The organism is Sedimentibacter acidaminivorans, from assembly GCF_017873955.1.
Classification (GTDB): Bacteria; Bacillota; Clostridia; order Tissierellales; family Sedimentibacteraceae; genus Sedimentibacter; species Sedimentibacter acidaminivorans.
Window position 1 is genome coordinate 120,107 of sequence record NZ_JAGGKS010000002.1, and the last position, 19,640, is coordinate 139,746.

At 30.9% G+C, this 19,640-nt stretch carries 18 protein-coding genes and 1 tRNA gene; 4 read left to right on the forward strand and 15 right to left on the reverse strand.

Translation table 11 applies throughout. The features are described 5' to 3' along the window. Positions 1-180: 180 nt before the first annotated feature. The 6 genes from J2Z76_RS03820 to J2Z76_RS03845 are packed head-to-tail and all read right to left on the reverse strand — an operon-like array spanning position 181 to position 8,243. Positions 181-966, reverse strand: a complete 786-nt coding sequence (locus J2Z76_RS03820) for an enoyl-CoA hydratase/isomerase family protein (protein ID WP_209510681.1) — start codon at positions 964-966, stop codon at positions 181-183. Positions 967-1,024: 58 nt separating this feature from the next. Next, entirely contained in the window at positions 1,025-2,206 is a 1,182-nt protein-coding gene (locus J2Z76_RS03825; RefSeq protein WP_209510682.1) for a thiolase family protein, read from the reverse strand. Positions 2,207-2,221: 15 nt separating this feature from the next. Continuing rightward, positions 2,222-4,615: a 3-hydroxyacyl-CoA dehydrogenase/enoyl-CoA hydratase family protein gene (locus J2Z76_RS03830; protein ID WP_209510683.1), complete on the reverse strand. Its 2,394-nt coding sequence runs from the start codon at positions 4,613-4,615 to the stop codon at positions 2,222-2,224. A gap of 35 nt (positions 4,616-4,650) precedes the next feature. Further along, positions 4,651-5,988, reverse strand: a complete 1,338-nt coding sequence (locus tag J2Z76_RS03835) for an acetyl-CoA hydrolase/transferase family protein (RefSeq protein WP_209510684.1) — start codon at positions 5,986-5,988, stop codon at positions 4,651-4,653. Positions 5,989-6,017: 29 nt separating this feature from the next. Next, positions 6,018-6,782: an SDR family NAD(P)-dependent oxidoreductase gene (locus tag J2Z76_RS03840; protein WP_209510685.1), complete on the reverse strand. Its 765-nt coding sequence runs from the start codon at positions 6,780-6,782 to the stop codon at positions 6,018-6,020. Positions 6,783-6,806: 24 nt separating this feature from the next. After that, positions 6,807-8,243, reverse strand: a complete 1,437-nt coding sequence (locus J2Z76_RS03845) for a 4-hydroxyphenylacetate 3-hydroxylase family protein (RefSeq protein ID WP_209510686.1) — start codon at positions 8,241-8,243, stop codon at positions 6,807-6,809. 334 nt (positions 8,244-8,577) lie between these two features. Here J2Z76_RS03845 and J2Z76_RS03850 point away from each other — a divergent pair, with 334 nt between their 5' ends. From J2Z76_RS03850 to J2Z76_RS03860, 3 genes are all read left to right on the forward strand, one after another. Then, complete coding sequence (locus J2Z76_RS03850; protein WP_209510687.1) at positions 8,578-10,533, forward strand: sigma-54 interaction domain-containing protein; 1,956 nt, start codon at positions 8,578-8,580, stop codon at positions 10,531-10,533. A 189-nt stretch (positions 10,534-10,722) separates the two neighbouring features. Then, a tRNA-Leu gene (locus tag J2Z76_RS03855) sits at positions 10,723-10,808 on the forward strand. A gap of 127 nt (positions 10,809-10,935) precedes the next feature. Next, positions 10,936-11,307 (forward strand): metal-dependent transcriptional regulator, encoded by a 372-nt coding sequence (locus J2Z76_RS03860; RefSeq protein ID WP_245210313.1) that lies wholly within the window; start codon positions 10,936-10,938, stop codon positions 11,305-11,307. 54 nt (positions 11,308-11,361) lie between these two features. On the opposite strand, the gene feoB is transcribed toward J2Z76_RS03860, so the two are convergent. The 5 genes from feoB to J2Z76_RS03885 all read right to left on the reverse strand — a co-directional run bounded on the left by feoB (position 11,362) and on the right by J2Z76_RS03885 (position 15,963). Beyond that, entirely contained in the window at positions 11,362-13,524 is a 2,163-nt protein-coding gene (gene feoB, locus J2Z76_RS03865) for a ferrous iron transport protein B (RefSeq protein WP_209510688.1), read from the reverse strand. A gap of 50 nt (positions 13,525-13,574) precedes the next feature. Further along, positions 13,575-13,796, reverse strand: a complete 222-nt coding sequence (locus J2Z76_RS03870) for a FeoA family protein (protein ID WP_209510689.1) — start codon at positions 13,794-13,796, stop codon at positions 13,575-13,577. Between the two features lie 21 nt (positions 13,797-13,817). Beyond that, a complete protein-coding gene (locus tag J2Z76_RS03875) occupies positions 13,818-14,027 on the reverse strand; it encodes a FeoA family protein (protein WP_209510690.1) in 210 nt (69 codons plus the stop codon). A 147-nt stretch (positions 14,028-14,174) separates the two neighbouring features. Further along, a complete protein-coding gene (locus J2Z76_RS03880) occupies positions 14,175-14,927 on the reverse strand; it encodes an N-acetylmuramoyl-L-alanine amidase (RefSeq protein ID WP_209510691.1) in 753 nt (250 codons plus the stop codon). Between the two features lie 166 nt (positions 14,928-15,093). Beyond that, complete coding sequence (locus J2Z76_RS03885; RefSeq protein WP_209510692.1) at positions 15,094-15,963, reverse strand: DegV family protein; 870 nt, start codon at positions 15,961-15,963, stop codon at positions 15,094-15,096. A 165-nt stretch (positions 15,964-16,128) separates the two neighbouring features. On the opposite strand from J2Z76_RS03885, the gene J2Z76_RS03890 reads away from it, so the two are divergent. Then, complete coding sequence (locus J2Z76_RS03890; protein ID WP_209510693.1) at positions 16,129-16,932, forward strand: hypothetical protein; 804 nt, start codon at positions 16,129-16,131, stop codon at positions 16,930-16,932. Between the two features lie 61 nt (positions 16,933-16,993). On the opposite strand, the gene J2Z76_RS03895 is transcribed toward J2Z76_RS03890, so the two are convergent. The 4 genes from J2Z76_RS03895 to J2Z76_RS03910 form a co-directional block, all read right to left on the reverse strand. Further along, a complete protein-coding gene (locus J2Z76_RS03895) occupies positions 16,994-17,551 on the reverse strand; it encodes a GNAT family N-acetyltransferase (RefSeq protein WP_209510694.1) in 558 nt (185 codons plus the stop codon). 29 nt (positions 17,552-17,580) lie between these two features. Continuing rightward, positions 17,581-18,105 (reverse strand): site-2 protease family protein, encoded by a 525-nt coding sequence (locus tag J2Z76_RS03900; protein WP_209510695.1) that lies wholly within the window; start codon positions 18,103-18,105, stop codon positions 17,581-17,583. Positions 18,106-18,120: 15 nt separating this feature from the next. After that, a complete protein-coding gene (locus tag J2Z76_RS03905; RefSeq protein WP_209510696.1) occupies positions 18,121-18,753 on the reverse strand; it encodes a M23 family metallopeptidase in 633 nt (210 codons plus the stop codon). A 142-nt stretch (positions 18,754-18,895) separates the two neighbouring features. Further along, on the reverse strand, positions 18,896-19,606 hold the full coding sequence (locus tag J2Z76_RS03910) for a nucleotide-binding protein (RefSeq protein WP_209510697.1): 711 nt from the start codon (positions 19,604-19,606) through the stop codon (positions 18,896-18,898). Between the last annotated feature and the right edge of the window lie 34 nt (positions 19,607-19,640).

Consider the following 19,640-nt stretch of genomic DNA (forward strand, 5'->3'; position numbering starts at 1 on the left):
AATAATATAGTTCAGTTAATTTATATGGGCTTTTGAAATCGCATCTAATAATTTTTGAAACCAGTGTACATCGTTCTATTATATATTTTTTCAGGCATACAGAAAAGCTTTTTTTATAATTACTATAATTTTGCGATTTCAAAAGATTAAAAAGGTAATTAAGAATTTAGTAGGTATGTATTAATTTCCTTTGTATTCCGCCTTTCTTTTTTCTATAAATGCAGCAACACCCTCTTTATGGTCATTTGTTTTCATTAGAATGCCTTGTGCTTTCGTCATTAATTTTAGCCCTTTTTCCAAGTCTAAATTCATCCCTTCATATACAGATTCCTTTGTTAAACCATACGCCAAAGTTGGTCCTTTTGATAATCTTATGGCTATTTTTTTTGTTTCCATATCTATCATATCAACTGTTGAAACTTTATTTATCATGCCTATCCCCAATGCTTCATCGGCACTTATTATTTTTCCTGTCCATATTAATTCAAGTGCTTTTTTTACCCCTACATGCTTAGGAAGCAAATACGTATTTCCTATTAATCCCACATTAATATACATTTGTCCAAAGCTTGCTTCTTTTGAAGCTATTATATAATCACAAGCCAATGCAAGTTCTCCACCTGCACCATAACAAATACCGTTTACTTTTGCTATGACAGGCTTTTTCAATGACATTATTTTTTTGATTATCATTGGATAGCCGTGCTTTTCAATAATTTCTGCTATTTCTTCTTTTGTTTTATTTTTACTCAGCCCCATAATTTTAATATCATCTCCAGCCGAGAATACGTTGCCTACTCCAGTTAATACTACAACACGAGTATTTTGATCTTGAGAGCATACATCAACAGCAACTGAAATTTCTTCAATTATTTCAAGATTTAAACTATTCATAGATTCAGGTCTATTTAGTGATATAGTTGCTACCCCTTGCTCCACATCGAATAATATGTACTTATACTCCATTTTTTGATCCTTATATGATATATTTAGGTTTATTAAGGCAACCTATAATCCTTTCAAATCATTGAAGTTCAAATATACCAGCTGCTCCTTGCCCTCCTCCTATGCACATGGTTACCATACCATATCTAACCTGCCTTCTTTCCATTTCATACATCAAAGTAGTAGTTAACTTAGCTCCTGTAGCACCAAGCGGGTGACCTAAAGCAATTGCCCCTCCATTAACATTTACAATATCTTTATTAATTCCCAATTCTCTAATGCAGTAAATAGATTGGGACGCAAATGCTTCATTAAGTTCAATCAATCCTATATCTTTAAGCTCTAATCCTGTTTGTTTGAGAACCTTTGGTATTGCATATACTGGACCTATACCCATTTCATCAGGACTACATCCAGCTACAGAGAAACCCAAAAACTTAAGTCTTGGCTTTAATCCAAGCTCTTTTGCCTTGTCTGCTGACATCATTATTACTGCTGATGAGCCATCTGTAGTTTGAGATGAATTGCCTGCTGTTACACTTCCATCTTTGGCCACAAACAGGGGTCTAAGTTTAGATAATCCTTCCATAGTTATATCATGTCTTACGCCTTCGTCCGTTTCGAAATTTGTTTTTCTTTCTAATTTTTTGTTATCATCTCCTAATAAACTCATTTCTACAGGTATAGGAACTATTTCCTCTTTAAATCTTCCTTCTTTTATTGCAGAAGACGCTTTTTTGTGACTATGATAAGCAAATTCATCTTGTTCTTCTCTGCTCACACCATATCTTATAGCTACATTTTCTGCCGTTTGACCCATTGTAGTATATACTTTGCTCAGTTCATCGTCCTTCAAAATATCAGCATTAGGTCTCAACAAGCCTCCCATACTAACCAAACTCATATGCTCTGTACCACCAGCCATGACAATTTCACATCTTCCACTAATAATACCTTCTGCTGCAAAAGCTATAGCTTGAAGACCAGATGAACAAAATCTATTAACTGTAACAGCAGGAACTTCTTTAGGAATACCTGCGTAAATTGATGTGATTCTGGCAAGATTCATACCTAATGATTGTTCTGGAGTTGAACACCCCCAAATAACATCATCTATTTTACTCGGATTGATATTAGCTCTTTTTATAGCTTCCTCCATACATAACTTGCCTAAAAATTCAGGTCTTGTGTCTCTTAAAGTACCTTTAGGTGCTTTACCACCTGCGGTACGAACTGCGGATACAATTACTGCTTCTCTCATTTTGATTCCTCCTAATTAATTACGTAATGGCTTACCTTTAGTCAACATACTAATAATTCTTTCCTGGGTTTTCTTTTCTTTGCAAAGGTCTACAAATACTTCTCTTTCAAGATCCAACAAGTACTGCTCATTAATTAATGTTCCTCCTGTTACATTACCTCCTGTCATTATATATAACACTCTTTCAATTAAATGCATGTCATATTCGCTTATCATACATGCATCTTTCATAACTTTTGCATGCATCAAAGCTGCTGCATTGTTATTGATACCAGGTGCAGGAAAAGATCTACAGAATTGTGGAACATAATTTCTATCTATCAGTTCAAGCGCCTTTTTCTTTGCATCATAAATAAGTAATTCTTCATTCATAGTAAATGAGTCAGTTTTTTTTATATACCCCAAATTTTCTGCATCTTTACCACTTGTAGACACCTTTGCCATTGCTATATTCATTAAATAAGGTAAAATAAACTCGTTTGTAAAAGCATCAGTACCTTTAACACGTTCAGTAGCCCTTAGTGTCATTTCTTTTACACCACCTCCAGCAGGTATCAGTCCTACGCCAAGCTCTACTAGACCCATGTAGGTTTCACTGTAAGCCTGTATTGCTGAACCTTGTATTGCTATTTCACATCCACCTCCTAAAACCATCCCAAAAGGTGCTATAACTACTGGCTTATACGAATATTTATTTCTCATATATATATCTTGAGATGTCTTTAAAACTGCATCTATTTCCGACCATTTTTTATTCTTTATAAAAGAAAGTATTAAATTTAAATCTGCTCCTACACAGAAGTTTTTGTTTCTACTTGTAATTACCATTCCATCCCAATTCTTATTAAGCTCATCTTGAGCTATACCTATGACTTCAAGAAGCTCTTCATTTATAGCAGAAGTTTTTGTATGCATTTCAAGACATGCGATACCATCACCTATATCAAAGATAGTTCCTGCACTCATTGATTTTATAGCTTTATTTTCAGCTTTAAGTCTTTTTAGGTTAATTTCTTTTTCAGTCACTGGTACAAGTACATATTTTTTCTCAATAATTGAATAACAATATTCTTTGCCATTCTCTGTTAAATAAAAAGATTTATATCCTAATGAAATCATTTCTTTTACCCAGGCAGGAACATCACAGTTTTCTAACTCCATACGTTTGACATACTTTTCAATATCTAAACCATTCCATACTTCAAAAGGTCCTTTGTCATGATTGAAACCCCATCGTAACGCCCTGTCAATACTATAGATATTATCGCTTATTTCCGGAATTTTTTTGCATGTATTAATAAAATATGACTTCATATGCTCCCAAACAAATTTTGCAACTTTATCTTGCCCTTCAAAAAGTGTCTCCAGCTTTTCAGGTAAAGATTTGCATGTTTTTGCTTTTTCTAAACTTTCAAATTCTGCTTTTTTAAGTGGTATATATTCTAATGTTGTAGGATCTATCATTAATTTCTCTTTCCCATTTCTTTTATAAAAACCACCTTTAGTTTTATTTCCAAGGATATTTTTTTCATACATTCTATAAACAAACGGAGGAAATGTTATATTTGCTTTTTCTTCTTCGTCCAATACATTGTCATGAACAACATTAGCAGAAGTTACTCCAATATCCAATCCTACTAAATCATATAGCGCAAAGGTTGCTGTTTTTGGTCTTCCCATTAATGTACCAGTTATTTCATCTACTTCTGAAATGCTTAAATTCATATCTAACATCAAATTAATTATATTAGTTCCAAGACTTACCCCTACGCGATTTGCAATAAAATTTGGTGTATCTTTGCATATTACTATGCCCTTACCTAAGATTTTTTCTCCAAATTCCTTCATAAACTCTACAATTTCAAGCAAAGTATCATCACAAGGTATAATCTCCATTAATTTCATATATCTTACAGGATTGAAAAAATGTGTACCCAACCAATATTGTCTAAATTCAATTGGCATATCCTTTGCTATATCATTTATAGAAATACCCGAAGTGTTGCTACTCACTATAGTTTTAGGTCTAATATAAGGAAATATTTTTTTTAGTACTGTTTGTTTTACGCTAAGTTTTTCAGAAACAACTTCAACAATCCAATCGCATTCGGATAAAACACTTAGATTATCTTCCATATTGCCTATCATTATAAGGTTCTCGCTATTTTTATCCATGAGTGCTGCTGGTTTGGCTTTTATTATAAACAGTTCTTTATTATTTGATGCAATCCTGTTTCTTACAACAGGCGACTGCAATGACAGACCCTTATCAATTTCCTCTTTTGTCAGTTCCTTTGGAACAATATCCAATAGATAACTTTTAATACCAATATTCGCCAAATGTGAAGCTATACCTGACCCCATGGTTCCGGAACCGATAATAGCTACCTTTGTTATTTTTCTTTTCATATGATTGCCTCCTGTATTATTGCATTACATTATTGTTATTTTTTATTGCTTTTAACCCATATTTTCATTTTCTCCGCTTCTTTTATTAATTCGTCTCTTGAATCCGGATGAGCAATATCAATCAAAAGCTCTGCACGTTGCCAAGTTGTTTTTCCTTTAAGGTTAACAACCCCATATTCTGTTACAATATAATTCACAATGCTTCTCGGAACAGTTACAATACCTCCATTTTTAATAGTAGGAACTATCCTATAGTTGCTTTTACCATCTTTATTCGATGCCTTTGATGACATACATATAATACCTTTTCCTCCTATTGAATGAAAAGCTGAATAAATAAAATCAAGTTGCCCTCCCGTCCCTGTTATATGTCTAGTTCCATAAGATTCCGAACAAACCTGACCATATAAATCCACCTCTATAGCATTGTTTACAGCTATAAGTTTATCATGCTTTGATGCAATAAAAGGATCGTTAGTATAATCCACCTGATAGCTTGCACAGGCAGGATTTCGGTTGATAAAATCATAAAGTTTTTGGCTTCCCATAGCAAATGTATAAACCATTTTTTCTTTATCAAACTTTTTACATTTACCTGTCATTACTCCAGATTCATACATATCTACATAAGCATCTACCAGCATCTCTGTATGACCGCCCAGATCTTTAAGATCAGATTTGGCAATCATTTTACCTACAGCATTTGGCATAGCCCCTATCCCAAGTTGAATAATAGATCCATTTTCAATCAATTCCACAATATACTCTGCAACTTTTTGATCAACATCATCAGGTTCAGGACTCATAACTTCAATCAATGGTTTGCTATTCTCCTGAATAATAAAATCAACATCCGAAATATGTATTGATTCATTATTTCCCCCTAAACATATAGGAGCCTCCTCATTAACCTCAATTATTACTATTTTAGCTTTTTTTGCCACGCTTGAGTGAATTGAATTAGAAACACTGAAATTAAAATATCCTTTGTCATCCATCTTTGAAGTTGTTGTAACAAAAACATCAGGATTTAAATATTTCTCATATATAAATGGACCTTCATGATAAACCATCGGAATATAATAACATAGCTCCTTGTCATGAAGAACTCTACTACCTCCACTAAAATGCCAGTCGTTAAATATAAAATGTTCTCTTAAAGGATCACATTTGGCTACTTCTGCAATCCCCGGAAAACATACTGCTGATATCTTTACATCTTTAAGCTCATCTCTTCTTTCCGAAAGACTTTTATCAAAACCCAATGGTGCCATAACAAAATTTCCATAATGTACCCAATCACCTGACTTAACAATTTTTGCAGCATCTTTAGCTGTAACCATTTTATTTTTATACGTTTCCAAATACTTCATCAAGAAATCTCCTCATATAATAATTGTTATTACAATGTGTGCCTTCCACCGTCAGCAATTATGGTCTCACCTGTAATATACTTCGAATAATCTGATGCTAAAAACATCACAACATTTGCTATCTCTTCAACCTCTCCCAATCTCCTCATTGGAGTTAATCCAGTTAATATTTTGTAACTTTTCTCATCTTTCAAAATCGGCTCTGTCATTGGAGTCGGAACATATCCAGGTGCGACAGCATTTACTCGAATATTGTATTTAGACCATTCTACCGCCAATCCTTTTGTCATATGTATAACTCCTGATTTAGCAGCCATATAAGGTACCAGTTTAGCTGAAGATATAACCCCTCCAAGAGATGCAATATTTATTATATTTCCACTCTTTTGTTTAGCCATGACTCTTCCTGCCAATTGAGAAGTAAAAAAAACACCTTTCAAATCAATATTTATCACTTCATCCCACTCTTTTTCAGTTACATCAAAAGAAGATTTGGTAATACCAACTCCAGCATTATTAACCAATATGTCAATTCTGCCAAAACATTCTACTGTTTTATCTATCATTTTTTCCACTTGTTCTCTTTTACTTACATCTGCAGAAAAAGCCAATACTTTTCTTCCAATTTTACGCAATTCTTCAGCTACTTTTTCACAATCATCATTATGCCTACTATTGACTACCACATCCGCTCCGTTTTTTGCAAGAAGCATCGCCATTCCATATCCAAGCCCTTTTGTACTACCTGTAATAATAGCTACCTTACCCGTAAAATCATAGGATTGTTTATTCATTTTGCACCTTCTTTCTTACCTTTTTTACTTTTCATCATCTTCTATTCCAGCTAAATATTTGACAATATTCTTTTTGGACTCAATATCATAAAAACTTCTTATTCCTATTTTTTCCATTATAGGAGATCCTCCTCCATGTACTCCTGCATATTGATATACCGCTCCCATAGATGAACATGAATAGTCAGATATAAATCTGAATAATTTATGTTGATTTTCCGCACTAATTTCTGGATTTCTCATGATATATTTTTCCATATATTCTTTTGTAGCTTCATTGATGAAATCATTCTCAGGTGGTAAAGTTGCTGGCAATCCTCCTGAAATTGAAGCGAGTATTTCGTATTCATGATATATATTTACCCCTGCAAAATATCTTCCACAATTGCTGTAAAGAAAGTTTGGCTCTAAAGCGCCAGCAGCATTTTTCTTAGATGTAGCTGCAGCTGCGACACCTGATCCATATACTATTTCTGCTGTTACCATCAATTCTGCAACCTCATCCACTACGTGTGGCTCTTTACCTATCCCATTATAGTCAGCAACTAATGCTGTAGCCCCCATCATTATGTCTGTTACTGCTGGTTTACATCCACAATAACTGAAACGATGATTGTTTGCAAAAGCCAAAGCAAGTCTACCCGCAAACTTAGTCTCTCCGCACATAAATACCCTTTCCCATGGAACAAAAACATTATCAAATACAGTCATTGAATCACATGCTCCATATTTAGTAAAAGGTGCATCATATTTAACTCTCGGTCTAGGTGATGTTGACCTACATACCAATGTAACTCCTTCGGTATCTGCTGGTATAGCAAACGCCACTGCCCAGTCACTTTCTTCCTTACCCATCATTCTTGTTGGAATAGCAATAATTTCATCTGCATAAGGTGCAATAGTATTATGAGCCTTGCATCCAGATACAATAATTCCATTTTCCTTTTTCTCCACTATTCTGAGATATAAATCTGGATCTTGCTGTTCCGAAGGTCGTTTTGATCTGTCACCTTTAACATCTGTTTGAGCAGCATTTCCGATTAAATCATTTTCTTGATAATACTTTAAATATTTCACAAGTCTCTCATGATAATCAGTACCATAGGCAACATCTATTTCTTTAGTTGTACCATACAAAGCGTTTATAGCATCGCATCCCATGCATCTTTGGATGCATCCTCCTACTTTCCCACAAAGAGTACGAATCATTTTTTGCTTAGACATAAGATCCTCTTGACTATGGTATATGTGACTAAATCTATTTATCTTTTCTCCTGTAAGATGAGATGTGGTAGTAACAAGATTTTCATACTCAGGATCTCGAGCCGCATCAAAAGTGACTCCTACAGTGTTGATACCTGGTTCTAACAAAGCATCATCCCTACTTCTAAGTTTACCGTCTATATAAATATTCGGCCTCATATTTTTTAATTTCTCTTTATACTCTTCAAATGTCCTCATAACTTCCTCCTAATTTATTTTACATATGAATTATATTAGCAAAAACTATGCCATAGGTTTAATACTACTATTAAATTAATTTGTGACATAATGGCACTAATAATTGACATATTGGCATAAATGTGACATTATGTCACATTTTAATACTAAAATTAATTAGAAATTTTCATTTCCTTTATTCATTTTCTTGATATTAATAAGTATAATTATATAACTAGAGTTAGAATCTAATTTTTAGTAAACTTCTAAGTTATTTTGTTTATTAAAACTTTATTTTACAACTTTTATTTGACATGATATACTTAAAATATAAAAATAATAAAGGGTGAAAAACATGAACGATAATTATAGTAATATGTCATTGGAAGAAATTAAAAAAATGTGGCACAAGCTTCATGAAAACCCAGAATTACGAAATATGCTAAGACCTGAAATACTTCATTCATGGGACAGAAGCTTTAAAAATCAAGTATCAGCCTATTCAAAGAAAACGTTTCATCTGTATTCTAAAGAAGAATATTCTTATGCTCTCCAAAAATCTAAAGACCTAATTGATTGTGCTTTTCCTGTTATGGAAAACCTTGTCCAGTTTATGCAAGATACAGGATTTGTTGTATGTCTAACTGATCCTAATTTAGTTATACTCAAAGTATTAGGAGACAAGAAATCCATGGAGTGGGCTCAAAAATCAAATCTAATCGAAAGGTCAGTTTGGAATGAAGATTTAGTTGGAACAAACACTGGAACATTGGCCATAGAATTGTCAAAACCTATATCACTTTACGGTTATGAACATTACTGTTTATCAAATGTTGTATCCACAGCTTCAGGTTGTCCTATTTTCGAAAATGACAAAATAATAGGTGTTATTGGGATGGTTGCACCTTACGATAAAATAAAAAATCAACATACCCTTGGAATGGTTTCTGTCGCAGCTAAGCAAATACAGTCAGCAATTTTACTAAAAAGAATTTATCAATATCAACAGGTTATCCTAAATTCTATGTCTGATGGTGTAATTGCAATTAATGATGTAGGAAACATTACTTTTATCAATAAGAAATGCAAACACTTACTCAGTTTAAACCATGATAATTTAGTTGGTTCAAACCTCCTTTCTGTTCTAGGTAACAGTAATGATAATTTATATTTTATTGAAACAGTAACAAAAGAAATTACAATAACAGATGAATTTTTTGTTATAAGTAGTGGTAAAACGAAAATAAAATGTAATATAACATCGACTCCTATTAAAAGTTCAAATAATTTAGAAAAGGGAAATGTTTTGATCATAAGAGAATATGAGAGAAGTAACCATTTAGTCAAAAAATGGATTGGGCGTAGTAATAAAATGACTTTCCATAACATTATCACTAGTAATGATAGTTTTAAAAAAATAATAGAAAAAGCAAAAATAGCATCATATTCAAGTTCTAACATATTGCTTCTTGGCGAAAGCGGTACAGGAAAAGATGTACTAGCCCAAGCAATACACAATGAAAGCCACCGTAAAAACAACCCTTTTGTTGCTATAAATTGCGCTGCATTACCAAGAGAACTTCTTTCAAGCGAACTTTTCGGTTATGAAGATGGAGCTTTTACGGGTGCAAAAAAAGGTGGTAATATAGGTAAAATCGAATTAGCTGATCAAGGAACTTTATTTTTGGATGAAATCGGTGATATCCCTTTAGATTTACAAGTTACTTTATTGAGAGTCATTGAAGAAAAAAGCATTGTAAGATTAGGAGGAAACAAACTCATACCAGTCAATATTAGAATTATTGCAGCAACAAATAAAGATTTAGAAGTAGAAATCTCAAAAAATAAATTCAGGTTAGATTTGTATTATAGACTTGGTGTAATTAAGCTTAAAATTCCTCCATTAAGAGAAAGACCTGAAGATATATTAATACTAACAGATTATTTTTTAAAGAATATTTGCTCAAGATTTAACAAACCTTTAAAAAACCTTTCAAAAGAAGCAAAAGAAGTATTTTTAAATTATCAGTGGCCAGGAAATGTACGGGAATTACAAAATGTTTTAGAAAGTTCCATTCAATTATCTCCATGTAATGAAATAACTTATACCGATATTAAGGGATACATCAATATTAACAATCAACATCTTTCAACAACAAATGACACCTATTTGCATAAAATACCTGAAATAGAAAAGAAAATGATTGAAAGATATCTTAATGAAAAGTTTACCAAGGATGAAATAGCCAAAATTTTAGGTATTTCTAGAAGAACTTTATATAGAAGATTAGAAAAATATAAACTTAAATAATAGTGACAATAAATAGAGTGAATAGATAAAACTGCTTATCGCTCTATTTTCACTCACTCACTTTATTTACTGTCACTTCTTAATTAAATGGTAAATTTAAAACATATAAAATAAAAATATAAAAAAAATATAAAATTTTTCTTTACAAAATCTAAAACATCATTTATAATAATAAAGCGCTGTAAAATTGCGGTTGTGGCGGAACGGCAGACGCACTAGCTTGAGGGGCTAGCGAATGTATATTCGTGGGGGTTCAAATCCCCCCGACCGCACCATAAAGAGTAAAAACAAATCTACTTTTACTTAGCTAAAATTAGATTTGTTTTTTTATTGCTAATTTATTGATATGGTATTTCTCTTATGTTATAATTGATATAACAATATAAAATACGAGGTGTTTATATGATTCATGAGTCTGGTGAAGATTATTTAGAAACTATATTACTTCTTTATAGTAGAAATGGATATGTTCGTTCAATCGATATAGCTAATGAACTAAACTATACAAAGCCTAGCGTTAGTCGTGCCATGAGCATTTTAAAAAAATCAAATTACATAGAAATAGATAAAAGCGGACATATATTGCTTACAGATAAAGGAAAGCTTACTGCTGAAAAAATAGCCGAAAGACATAAATTTATAGCTGAATTTTTAATAAATGTCTTAGGTGTTTCTAAGGAAAATGCATATAATGATTCTTGTCGAATCGAACATGTAATTAGTGAAGAAAGTTTTCAACAAATAAAGGAATATTTAAAAACTACTGTAAATTAGCTACAGTAGTTTTTATTTTTTTTGTAAGCATATTTTTATAAATTCATGTTACTTTTATGCTTTAGCATATTTTTTTATAGTTTTAAATTTATTAGCAACTACAGTAATAATTGAAATAGCAATAAATACACCAAATACTATCAATACTATATCTCCATTTACTACAGCATTTTCTGATACTTCTTCCATTATAGATATATCCAATACCTTTTTTTGAGTTGCATTAGTTCCTTTTAACATATAGCTTCCTATAACGTTTATTAAAAATGCTACAATATATGCAACCCCCGTTTGATATCCAATTGCAATAAGCGTCCATTTCCAACTTCTCATCTCTGTTTTAATTGCACCTATAGCTGCAAAGCAAGGAGCCGCAAATAATGTGAAAATCATAAATGCAAAAGCTGTTACCTGTGTAAATTCTATTGGAATAACACTTCCTACTGACGCAAAAGTTGCTACTACAACTTCTTTAGCGATAAGACCAGTAACTGAAGCAACAGATGCAGCCCAAGTTTCTCCAAATCCAAGTGGTATAAATATCCATCTTATAGCTTCCCCTAAGCTTGCCAACATGCTTTCTTCGATTCTTTCAGCTCCTAAATATTCCAATGAAAAGCTAAAGCTTTGCAAAAACCAAAGAGCTGTACATGCTACGAATATTATCGTTCCTGCTTTTTTTATAAACGACTTTCCTTTTTCCCACATATGAATCGATACACCTTTTAATCTTGGAAGCTTATAATTTGGCAACTCCATTATAAATGGAGCTGGTTCTCCAGCAAATAACCTTGTTCTCTTAAGTATAATACCTGAAAAGATTACAGCACTAATCCCTATTAAATACATTGAAGGCCCAACCCATGAAGCATCCGGGAACATTAATGCTATAAACATTGCAAAAACAGGTAGTTTCGCACCACATGGTATAAACGGAGTTAGCATAATTGTCATCTTTCTATCTTTTTCATTTTCTATTGTTCTACTTGCCATTAATCCTGGTATTGAACACCCCGTTCCTATTAACATAGGAATGAAAGACTTGCCTGAAAGACCAAATTTACGGAATATTCTATCCATAATGAACGCTACTCTTGACATGTATCCACTGTCCTCTAAAAGTGATAAGAAAAAGAATAAAATCATAAGTTGTGGCACAAATGTAAATATTGCACCAATACTACCAATAATACCATTTACCACTAAATCTATCGTCCATACTGATGCATCTAAATAATTTAGTATTGATTCTGCAGAATTTTGAATAAATGAAACAATTAATTCAACATATCCTATTGTCATATCTCCAATTGTTGTAATTGATATATAGTAAACAACCCACATTATTGCAAAAAAAATTGGGAGAGCAGTCCATTTGTTCGTTAAAATACTATCTACTTTATTTGATACAGTCGTGTTACTATTAATTTTTTTTACAACACATTCCTTTATTATTTTTCCTATGTATTCATATCGTTCATTAGTTATGATACTTTCAGAATCATCATCATATTTTTTTTCAAGTTTGTCAATTATAGTATCAATTTCTGTTTTAATACCTTCTGGTAAATTAATATCTTTTACAACTTTTGCATCTCTTTCAAAAATCTTAATTGCTAACCACTCAGAATTTTGGGTACAATCATAATTATCATAAATATTCTCTATTTCAGAGATGGCATCCTGAACAGGTTTGCTAAATTTGTTTTGAATCAAATTGTAACTATTTTTTTTAGCTACTTCTATGGCTTTGTTCATTAACGCCTTAACTCCTAGACCATTAATAGCTGAAATTTCTGCTATTGGACAATTTAGCTCATTAGATAATTTTTCAACATTTATCTCGGTTCCTATTTTTTTAACTATATCCATCATATTAAGAGCTATTATCATTGGTATTTTTAGTTCTGTTAATTGTGATGACAAGTAGAGATTTCTTTCTAAGTTTGTTCCATCAACTATATTTATTATTACATCTGGTCTTTCCTTAATTAAATAATCTCTTGTAATTACTTCTTCTAATGTGTATGGAGACAAGGAATAAATTCCCGGCAAATCTACTATAGTAATATCCTTATACCCTTTTAATTTACCTTCTTTTTTTTCTACTGTTACTCCAGGCCAGTTACCCACATATTGTGAACTGCCCGTTAATTCATTAAAAAGTGTTGTTTTGCCTGAATTTGGATTTCCTGCAAGTGCAATTTTCGTAATCATTAATACCTCCTATGTTAGCTTATGCTAACTCATTTTTAAAAATATCTACTTTATTCAACTTCAATTAAATTCGCATCTTCCATCCTAAGAGAAAGTTCATAACCTCTAACCGTAATTTCTAATGGATCACCTAAAGGTGCTACTTTTCTTACATATACCTCTGTTCCTTTAGTTATTCCCATATCCATTATCCTTCTCTTTACTGCACCTTCACCTAAAAGCTTAACAATTTTAACTGTATTGCCACATACTGTTGTTTTTAGTGTTTTCATTATTACCTCCGCCTATAATATTTAAACCAATATTCTGTTAGCTATTTTCTTATCTAATGCAACTCTTGTATCTTTAACTACAATTATAATATTTCCACCATTATCAGATACAATAGTTACATTTTCACCCAATACAAAACCTAAACTTTCTAAATGTTTTTTCGTATCATCTTTACCCAATATTTTCTTAATAGTCATGCTTTCTCCTACCTTAGCCATTGTCAGCGGCATAATAAACTCCTTTCAATAAAAAACTATCATTAAGTTAGCAATTGCTAACTTAATGATAGTTTACCACTGCTAACTAGCTTTGTCAATATCTTTTTTTATGAATTTTATAAAAGACCTACGTTCCTCGTAGGTCTTTTATAAATAACTTTATTCGACAATATAATTAGCAGATACATACCCAATTGTTCCATTGTAATCTACATTGTACCAATCTCCTGATTGGCCTAAAATAGTTAGTGTTGAACCATTAGGTGCCATTGCAATTACCGGAGAATTTAGAGATGGTCCGCTTCTTATATTTAAATAACCACTTTGAAGTGTAACAGTTCCCATCCTTCTTGGTTGTTGAATTCCATTTTGAGGTATGTTGCTTTGCATGTTAAAGTATTCTACAAGTGATTGTACTAAAGCCTGTGCTATTAAATCAACATTATTTTTAATCCAAGTTGCATCTTCTACATTATCGTGATATGCAACTTCTATTAAAGAAGATGGGGCTTTAGTTCTTGACACTTCTCCTAAAGTTGTTGTAGGTAATGTTTGAACTAACTCTGGATTTGGATAAATATTTCTAAAGTTTTGTGCCATAATTTCTGCAGCCCTTTTACCATTTGAACTTCCTGGGTAATAAAACACAACTACGCCCCTATTCTGTCCTGCTTGACCTTCTCCAGAAGCATTTGAATGTATGGCTAAGTGAAAATCATAATTTCCTGCATTTGACTGTCTAATTGATGAACCAGCTGTCATATCAGGTGTATTTCTTGTAAATTCAATTCCTACAGATTGTAAATACGGAACCATAGCATCCGCTATTAAATTCATATATTGCTCTTCATTTCCCCCATTTACATACTCATTAAATTGCTGTGTAGATGGACTTAAATATATCGTAGGCATGTCAACCTCCATTATCATAAATTTAGCATTAAATTGCTGATTAATTTATTTTATGCTAAATTTAACAATCAGTTCTCATATATTAATTATAATTAAAAAAACTACAAATTTCCTTGCGTTCAATTTGTAGTTTTCATTAATTAAATTTTAATTTATTTTTTCTATTTTATCTATTCGTCCCAATATAAAATAGAGCTACAGTTCCAGGGCCTGAGTGAGCTCCTATTACAGGGTCTACATAATTTATCACAACATCCTTGATATTTAGCTTGCTCTGTACTAATTCTTTAACATATTCCGCATCTTCTATACAATCTCCATGAGATATAAAAACTGTTTGTTCCTGGGATCTAATGCAGGTTTTTTGCATTTCCTTAACCAATTCATTAAGAGAATTTTTCCTGCCTCTTACTTTTCCTACAGGAACCAATTTTCCTTCATCATCCACATGTAGAATTGGTTTAATTGAAAGAGCTGTACCAACTATAGCAGTAGTAGCTGAAATACGACCTCCTCTTTTAAGGAAAAATAAGTCATCAACAGTAAACCAATGACATAAATTCAATCTGTTTTGTAAAACCCAATCCTTAACCTCATCAATCGTTTTTCCTTCTTTCCTTTGCTTAGCAGCATAATAAACAAGTAAACCCTCCCCCATGGAAGCAGCTAGCGTATCAACGGAATATATCTTTCTATCTGGATATTTCTCTTTAAGTTTTTCACCCATTATAGAAGCTGTATTATAAGTACCACTCAAAGCAGAAGAAAATCCAAGATAAAGAACATCTTTTCCATTACTCAATATACTTTCAAAAACTTCCTCGCAAGCTGACATATTAACTGTGGAAGTAGTCATAGCTTTTCCATCTCTCATCATATGATAAAATTTGCCTATATCCGTTTTTTCACCTTTTATGTAGCTTGAATATTCTTTACCATCTAATATAAAAAACAATGAAATTATATGTATTCTATATTCCTCAATTAACTCTTCTGTAAGATTTGCTGATGAATCTGTTACAATTTCGTAATTCATGTTTTACCAATCCTCTTTTCAATTTTAATGCATTGTATATTTAATAATATAATATCATATATTTTTTTTGTCAACTTATTTATAACTATTTACCACAATTTATCCTATTTCGCATTATAAAACATATACTAATTATATAGAATGTATTGGAAAGGGGTATTATTTATGATAAAAAAAGCACACTCTTTTTTTAACCAAAAAATATTGGTTATCATATTTATATTCTGCATATTTGTTGCATGTTTTTCATTGATGAAAAATGCATCAAATAAAATTACTTTTTCAAATGTAGAGATATTTAAAGATATTAATGTAGAATCTGTTATGAATACATGTGAGAAATTTGATGTTGCTGCTTATTATCCCGTCACAAAAAATAAAAAGGTTAATAAAGAATTAAAAGCCCTTGTAGATATGCACATTAATAAACTAGAATATGATGCTAAATACTATATACCTAAAAATTTAGATGATAAATTAAATTTACTAATTGAATATAAAGTGGAAAAAGCAAATAATGATATTGCATCTTTTATATTTAAAACTAACTATTCACAAGGCAAATCATTTATTCGTTCTGATATTTTTACAATGACATATAATTTGCATTCTGGCAAAAAATTATATCTCAATAATTTTTTTAATGAAAAAAGCAACTATATTTATGAGTTAAGTGAAATATCAAAAGATTATCTCAAAAGCATAAACGATATAGATAAAAAAATTGTAAATTGGTTTATTGATGACATAAACACAAGTTTTCAATATAGTTTTGATGGATATAGCTTTTCCAGCTCACATTTAACAATTTATTTTAACTCAAATAAAATTTCATCTAACCTTAGTAATGTTTTTGAAGTTAAAATACCATGGGAAAATATAAAACATTTACTTAAGAGTAATGTATACACTGCTGTACGAAAAGGGCAAGCCGTGGTTAACAACCACGGCTTGAGGCAAAAAATTTAAGAGGCATTTATAAATTTTCATTTACAAATGTACTTTTATTATACTACCTTTTTCAAATTTTTCAATTATTTTTTTCATTTTTTAACTTTATATGATTTTTTAAATATTCTTCTCTCAACATTGACATTAAATGAAGGTCAAAATACTGATTGTTTTTTTTCGCTGCATTCCGCATTATTCCCTCATATTTAAACCCTAACTCTAGATATAAATGTGATGCCCTTTTGTTATTTGGATAATGGTCTAGTGTAACTCTTTGCATTTCAAGAACTTCAAAACAGTAACTAAGCAATACTTCCATTAATTCCCTGCCATAACCTTTTCCTAAGCTATTTTTATCTCCAATATATATTCGAGTAATATCAATAGAATTAAAACTATTATCTATTTTTGAAAGATAAACCCTTCCTATTGGTTCATTTTTAGTTTTTAACATTATAGTATACAGTTCTTTAGATTTGTCTTTTTCTCTTTCTTTCATTTCATTTACAATATCATTATAACATTGAGAATCATTAATATTTAAAAACTCTTTAATAAAATCTTGTTTTTCCCATTCCTCAAAATATCTACAATCTTCCTCTACTGTCTTTCTAAGATATAAATTGTTTGATTCCATTTTATCCTCCAAGTAAATTAAAAATATGATTATCTTTTTCTAAACTTTTTATAGTAATTATATTTTATACTTTTTTCAAACAGATATCTATTTTCTTCCATTATACCTCTTACTGCCATTATTATCAATACGAAATAAAACCAATCTTGACGGATATAAATAATTACTGAAAAACACACTATAAAGAAGCAATTTGTCATTATCATATATCTGCTTACCGAAATTCCGTCAAGTATTTTTTCTAATATTGCCTTGCATATATTACCACCATCTAGAGGAATAACTGGAATCATGTTAACCACAGCCAAAAAAATATTAATATCGGCAAAATCATTATAATCTGTATCTGCTAAAATAAAAAACATAACCAAATTTAAGAAAGGACCTGAAAAAAATAACAAGATTTTATTACCAAGTTTTATAGATTCTAAGTTCGCATTCAAATTAAATCCAAATAATGTTATTTTGATTCGTTGAAATTTAATTTTTAAAATTACTGCCGCAACCAAATGTCCAACTTCATGAATAGTAAGAGCAATGACTATTAATACCAAGATTTCCTCACATAATTAATCGCTTATCTCGAATAATTTTGAAGGATTTAAAGATTCACCATTTTCCCATACTTCCAAATGGAGTATTTTATTATCTTCACTTAAAGCCCCTATAATGTCACCTTTGGAAATTTGGTCTCCCTTACTCACTAACGTTTCATTGATTTTTCCATATATTATTTTTTTATCTCTTTCTTGAACAACAACATAATTAGATAACTTTTCATTGTTTCCAACAAGTACTACTGTTCCTTCAGAAATAGATTTAACTGCTTGAGTGTTAGATATTATATCTACTCCATGGTTGTAATATGAAGTATTATCTTCTTCGGATAATCCATATTCCTTATATATTTTCCCATCTACTGGTGCAGTATATTCGTTATCTTTTTTGGACAAAAAAGGTATTTTATCCCGTACTCCTATTACTACATTTTTAAATGCACCCGTAATTGTTGACGGATCAATGTTCTCAGAAAGTTTTTCTTCTGTAACACTGATAAATTGTTTAGAAAAACTTGAGTCCATTTGTTTTGTAAGTATAACTAACGCTACAAGAATTATACTAAAACCTACCTGTATTGCTAACTTTTTATTAAACATTTCCTTTCTTTTTATACCAATCTTTCTTTTTGTTAATTTATTCATTTCACCCACCCCTTCCCTATAGTTTATTTAAATATTACAAGCTTTATTACTAAATAAAAAACTTTTGCAATTGCAAAAGTTTTTTATTTTAGTAATATTATTCATATACCAACTAATTACGACAAACTAATCAAAATACACATTAGTCAATGAAACTCAATTTATTAGCAATAGAATCAATTGCACTATTAAACGAGTTGGTATCTTTATTAAATATAAAGTTATAGTCTGCATCACCATATTTATTTTCCTCTTCAATAACAGACATAATTTCTTTATCCAACATTTTGTTCATATCCTTTATTTTGAGCATAGTTCCTTTACTAGCATTCTTTTTATTATATCTATTTATGATAAAGCTCTCTTGTAATTCAAACTTTTTCGCTATATCAGAAGCGTTGTTTATTTCTTTCACTGCAGAAAAATCATTATTATTTATAACAATTATCTTTTCTATTTTTGTAAAATCTAAATAGTAGCTTGATGATAATCCATTTACATCAATTATTAAAATATCATATTTATCTTTTGCTTCGGTAATCAATCTTGAAAAGCTATCTTTTTTAATATTATCTATTTTATTCAAAACTCTTGGATAAGGGATAATACATAAGTTATCAGATATATTAATTACAGCTTGTTCCATAGAACAAGTTCCATCAAATACATCTTTAATATCATAAATTATATCTTCATCAACTTTAAAATACTCTGCAATTTTTTTATTACCGTTTGCCAAGTCTATTACCAATACTCGTTTACCTCTATTCGATAACTCAATTCCTGTTTTAATTCCAATTATAGTTTTTCCAATACAACTCTTATCTGAACTAAATAAAACTACACTACCCATCTAAAACACCTCCAAAAATAATTCTTCAACAGTA

Bases quoted from the DNA above. Each gene is read 5' to 3' on its own strand.
- J2Z76_RS03820 (WP_209510681.1), bottom strand. From the start codon at position 966: ATGGAGTATAAGTACATATTATTCGATGTGGAGCAAGGGGTAGCAACT.
- J2Z76_RS03825 (WP_209510682.1), bottom strand. From the start codon at position 2,206: ATGAGAGAAGCAGTAATTGTATCCGCAGTTCGTACCGCAGGTGGTAAA.
- J2Z76_RS03830 (WP_209510683.1), bottom strand. From the start codon at position 4,615: ATGAAAAGAAAAATAACAAAGGTAGCTATTATCGGTTCCGGAACCATG.
- J2Z76_RS03835 (WP_209510684.1), bottom strand. From the start codon at position 5,988: ATGAAGTATTTGGAAACGTATAAAAATAAAATGGTTACAGCTAAAGAT.
- J2Z76_RS03840 (WP_209510685.1), bottom strand. From the start codon at position 6,782: ATGAATAAACAATCCTATGATTTTACGGGTAAGGTAGCTATTATTACA.
- J2Z76_RS03845 (WP_209510686.1), bottom strand. From the start codon at position 8,243: ATGAGGACATTTGAAGAGTATAAAGAGAAATTAAAAAATATGAGGCCG.
- J2Z76_RS03850 (WP_209510687.1), top strand. From the start codon at position 8,578: ATGAACGATAATTATAGTAATATGTCATTGGAAGAAATTAAAAAAATG.
- J2Z76_RS03860 (WP_245210313.1), top strand. From the start codon at position 10,936: ATGATTCATGAGTCTGGTGAAGATTATTTAGAAACTATATTACTTCTT.
- feoB (WP_209510688.1), bottom strand. From the start codon at position 13,524: ATGATTACGAAAATTGCACTTGCAGGAAATCCAAATTCAGGCAAAACA.
- J2Z76_RS03870 (WP_209510689.1), bottom strand. From the start codon at position 13,796: ATGAAAACACTAAAAACAACAGTATGTGGCAATACAGTTAAAATTGTT.
- J2Z76_RS03875 (WP_209510690.1), bottom strand. From the start codon at position 14,027: ATGCCGCTGACAATGGCTAAGGTAGGAGAAAGCATGACTATTAAGAAA.
- J2Z76_RS03880 (WP_209510691.1), bottom strand. From the start codon at position 14,927: ATGCCTACGATATATTTAAGTCCATCTACACAGCAATTTAATGAGTAT.
- J2Z76_RS03885 (WP_209510692.1), bottom strand. From the start codon at position 15,963: ATGAATTACGAAATTGTAACAGATTCATCAGCAAATCTTACAGAAGAG.
- J2Z76_RS03890 (WP_209510693.1), top strand. From the start codon at position 16,129: ATGATAAAAAAAGCACACTCTTTTTTTAACCAAAAAATATTGGTTATC.
- J2Z76_RS03895 (WP_209510694.1), bottom strand. From the start codon at position 17,551: ATGGAATCAAACAATTTATATCTTAGAAAGACAGTAGAGGAAGATTGT.
- J2Z76_RS03905 (WP_209510696.1), bottom strand. From the start codon at position 18,753: ATGAATAAATTAACAAAAAGAAAGATTGGTATAAAAAGAAAGGAAATG.
- J2Z76_RS03910 (WP_209510697.1), bottom strand. From the start codon at position 19,606: ATGGGTAGTGTAGTTTTATTTAGTTCAGATAAGAGTTGTATTGGAAAA.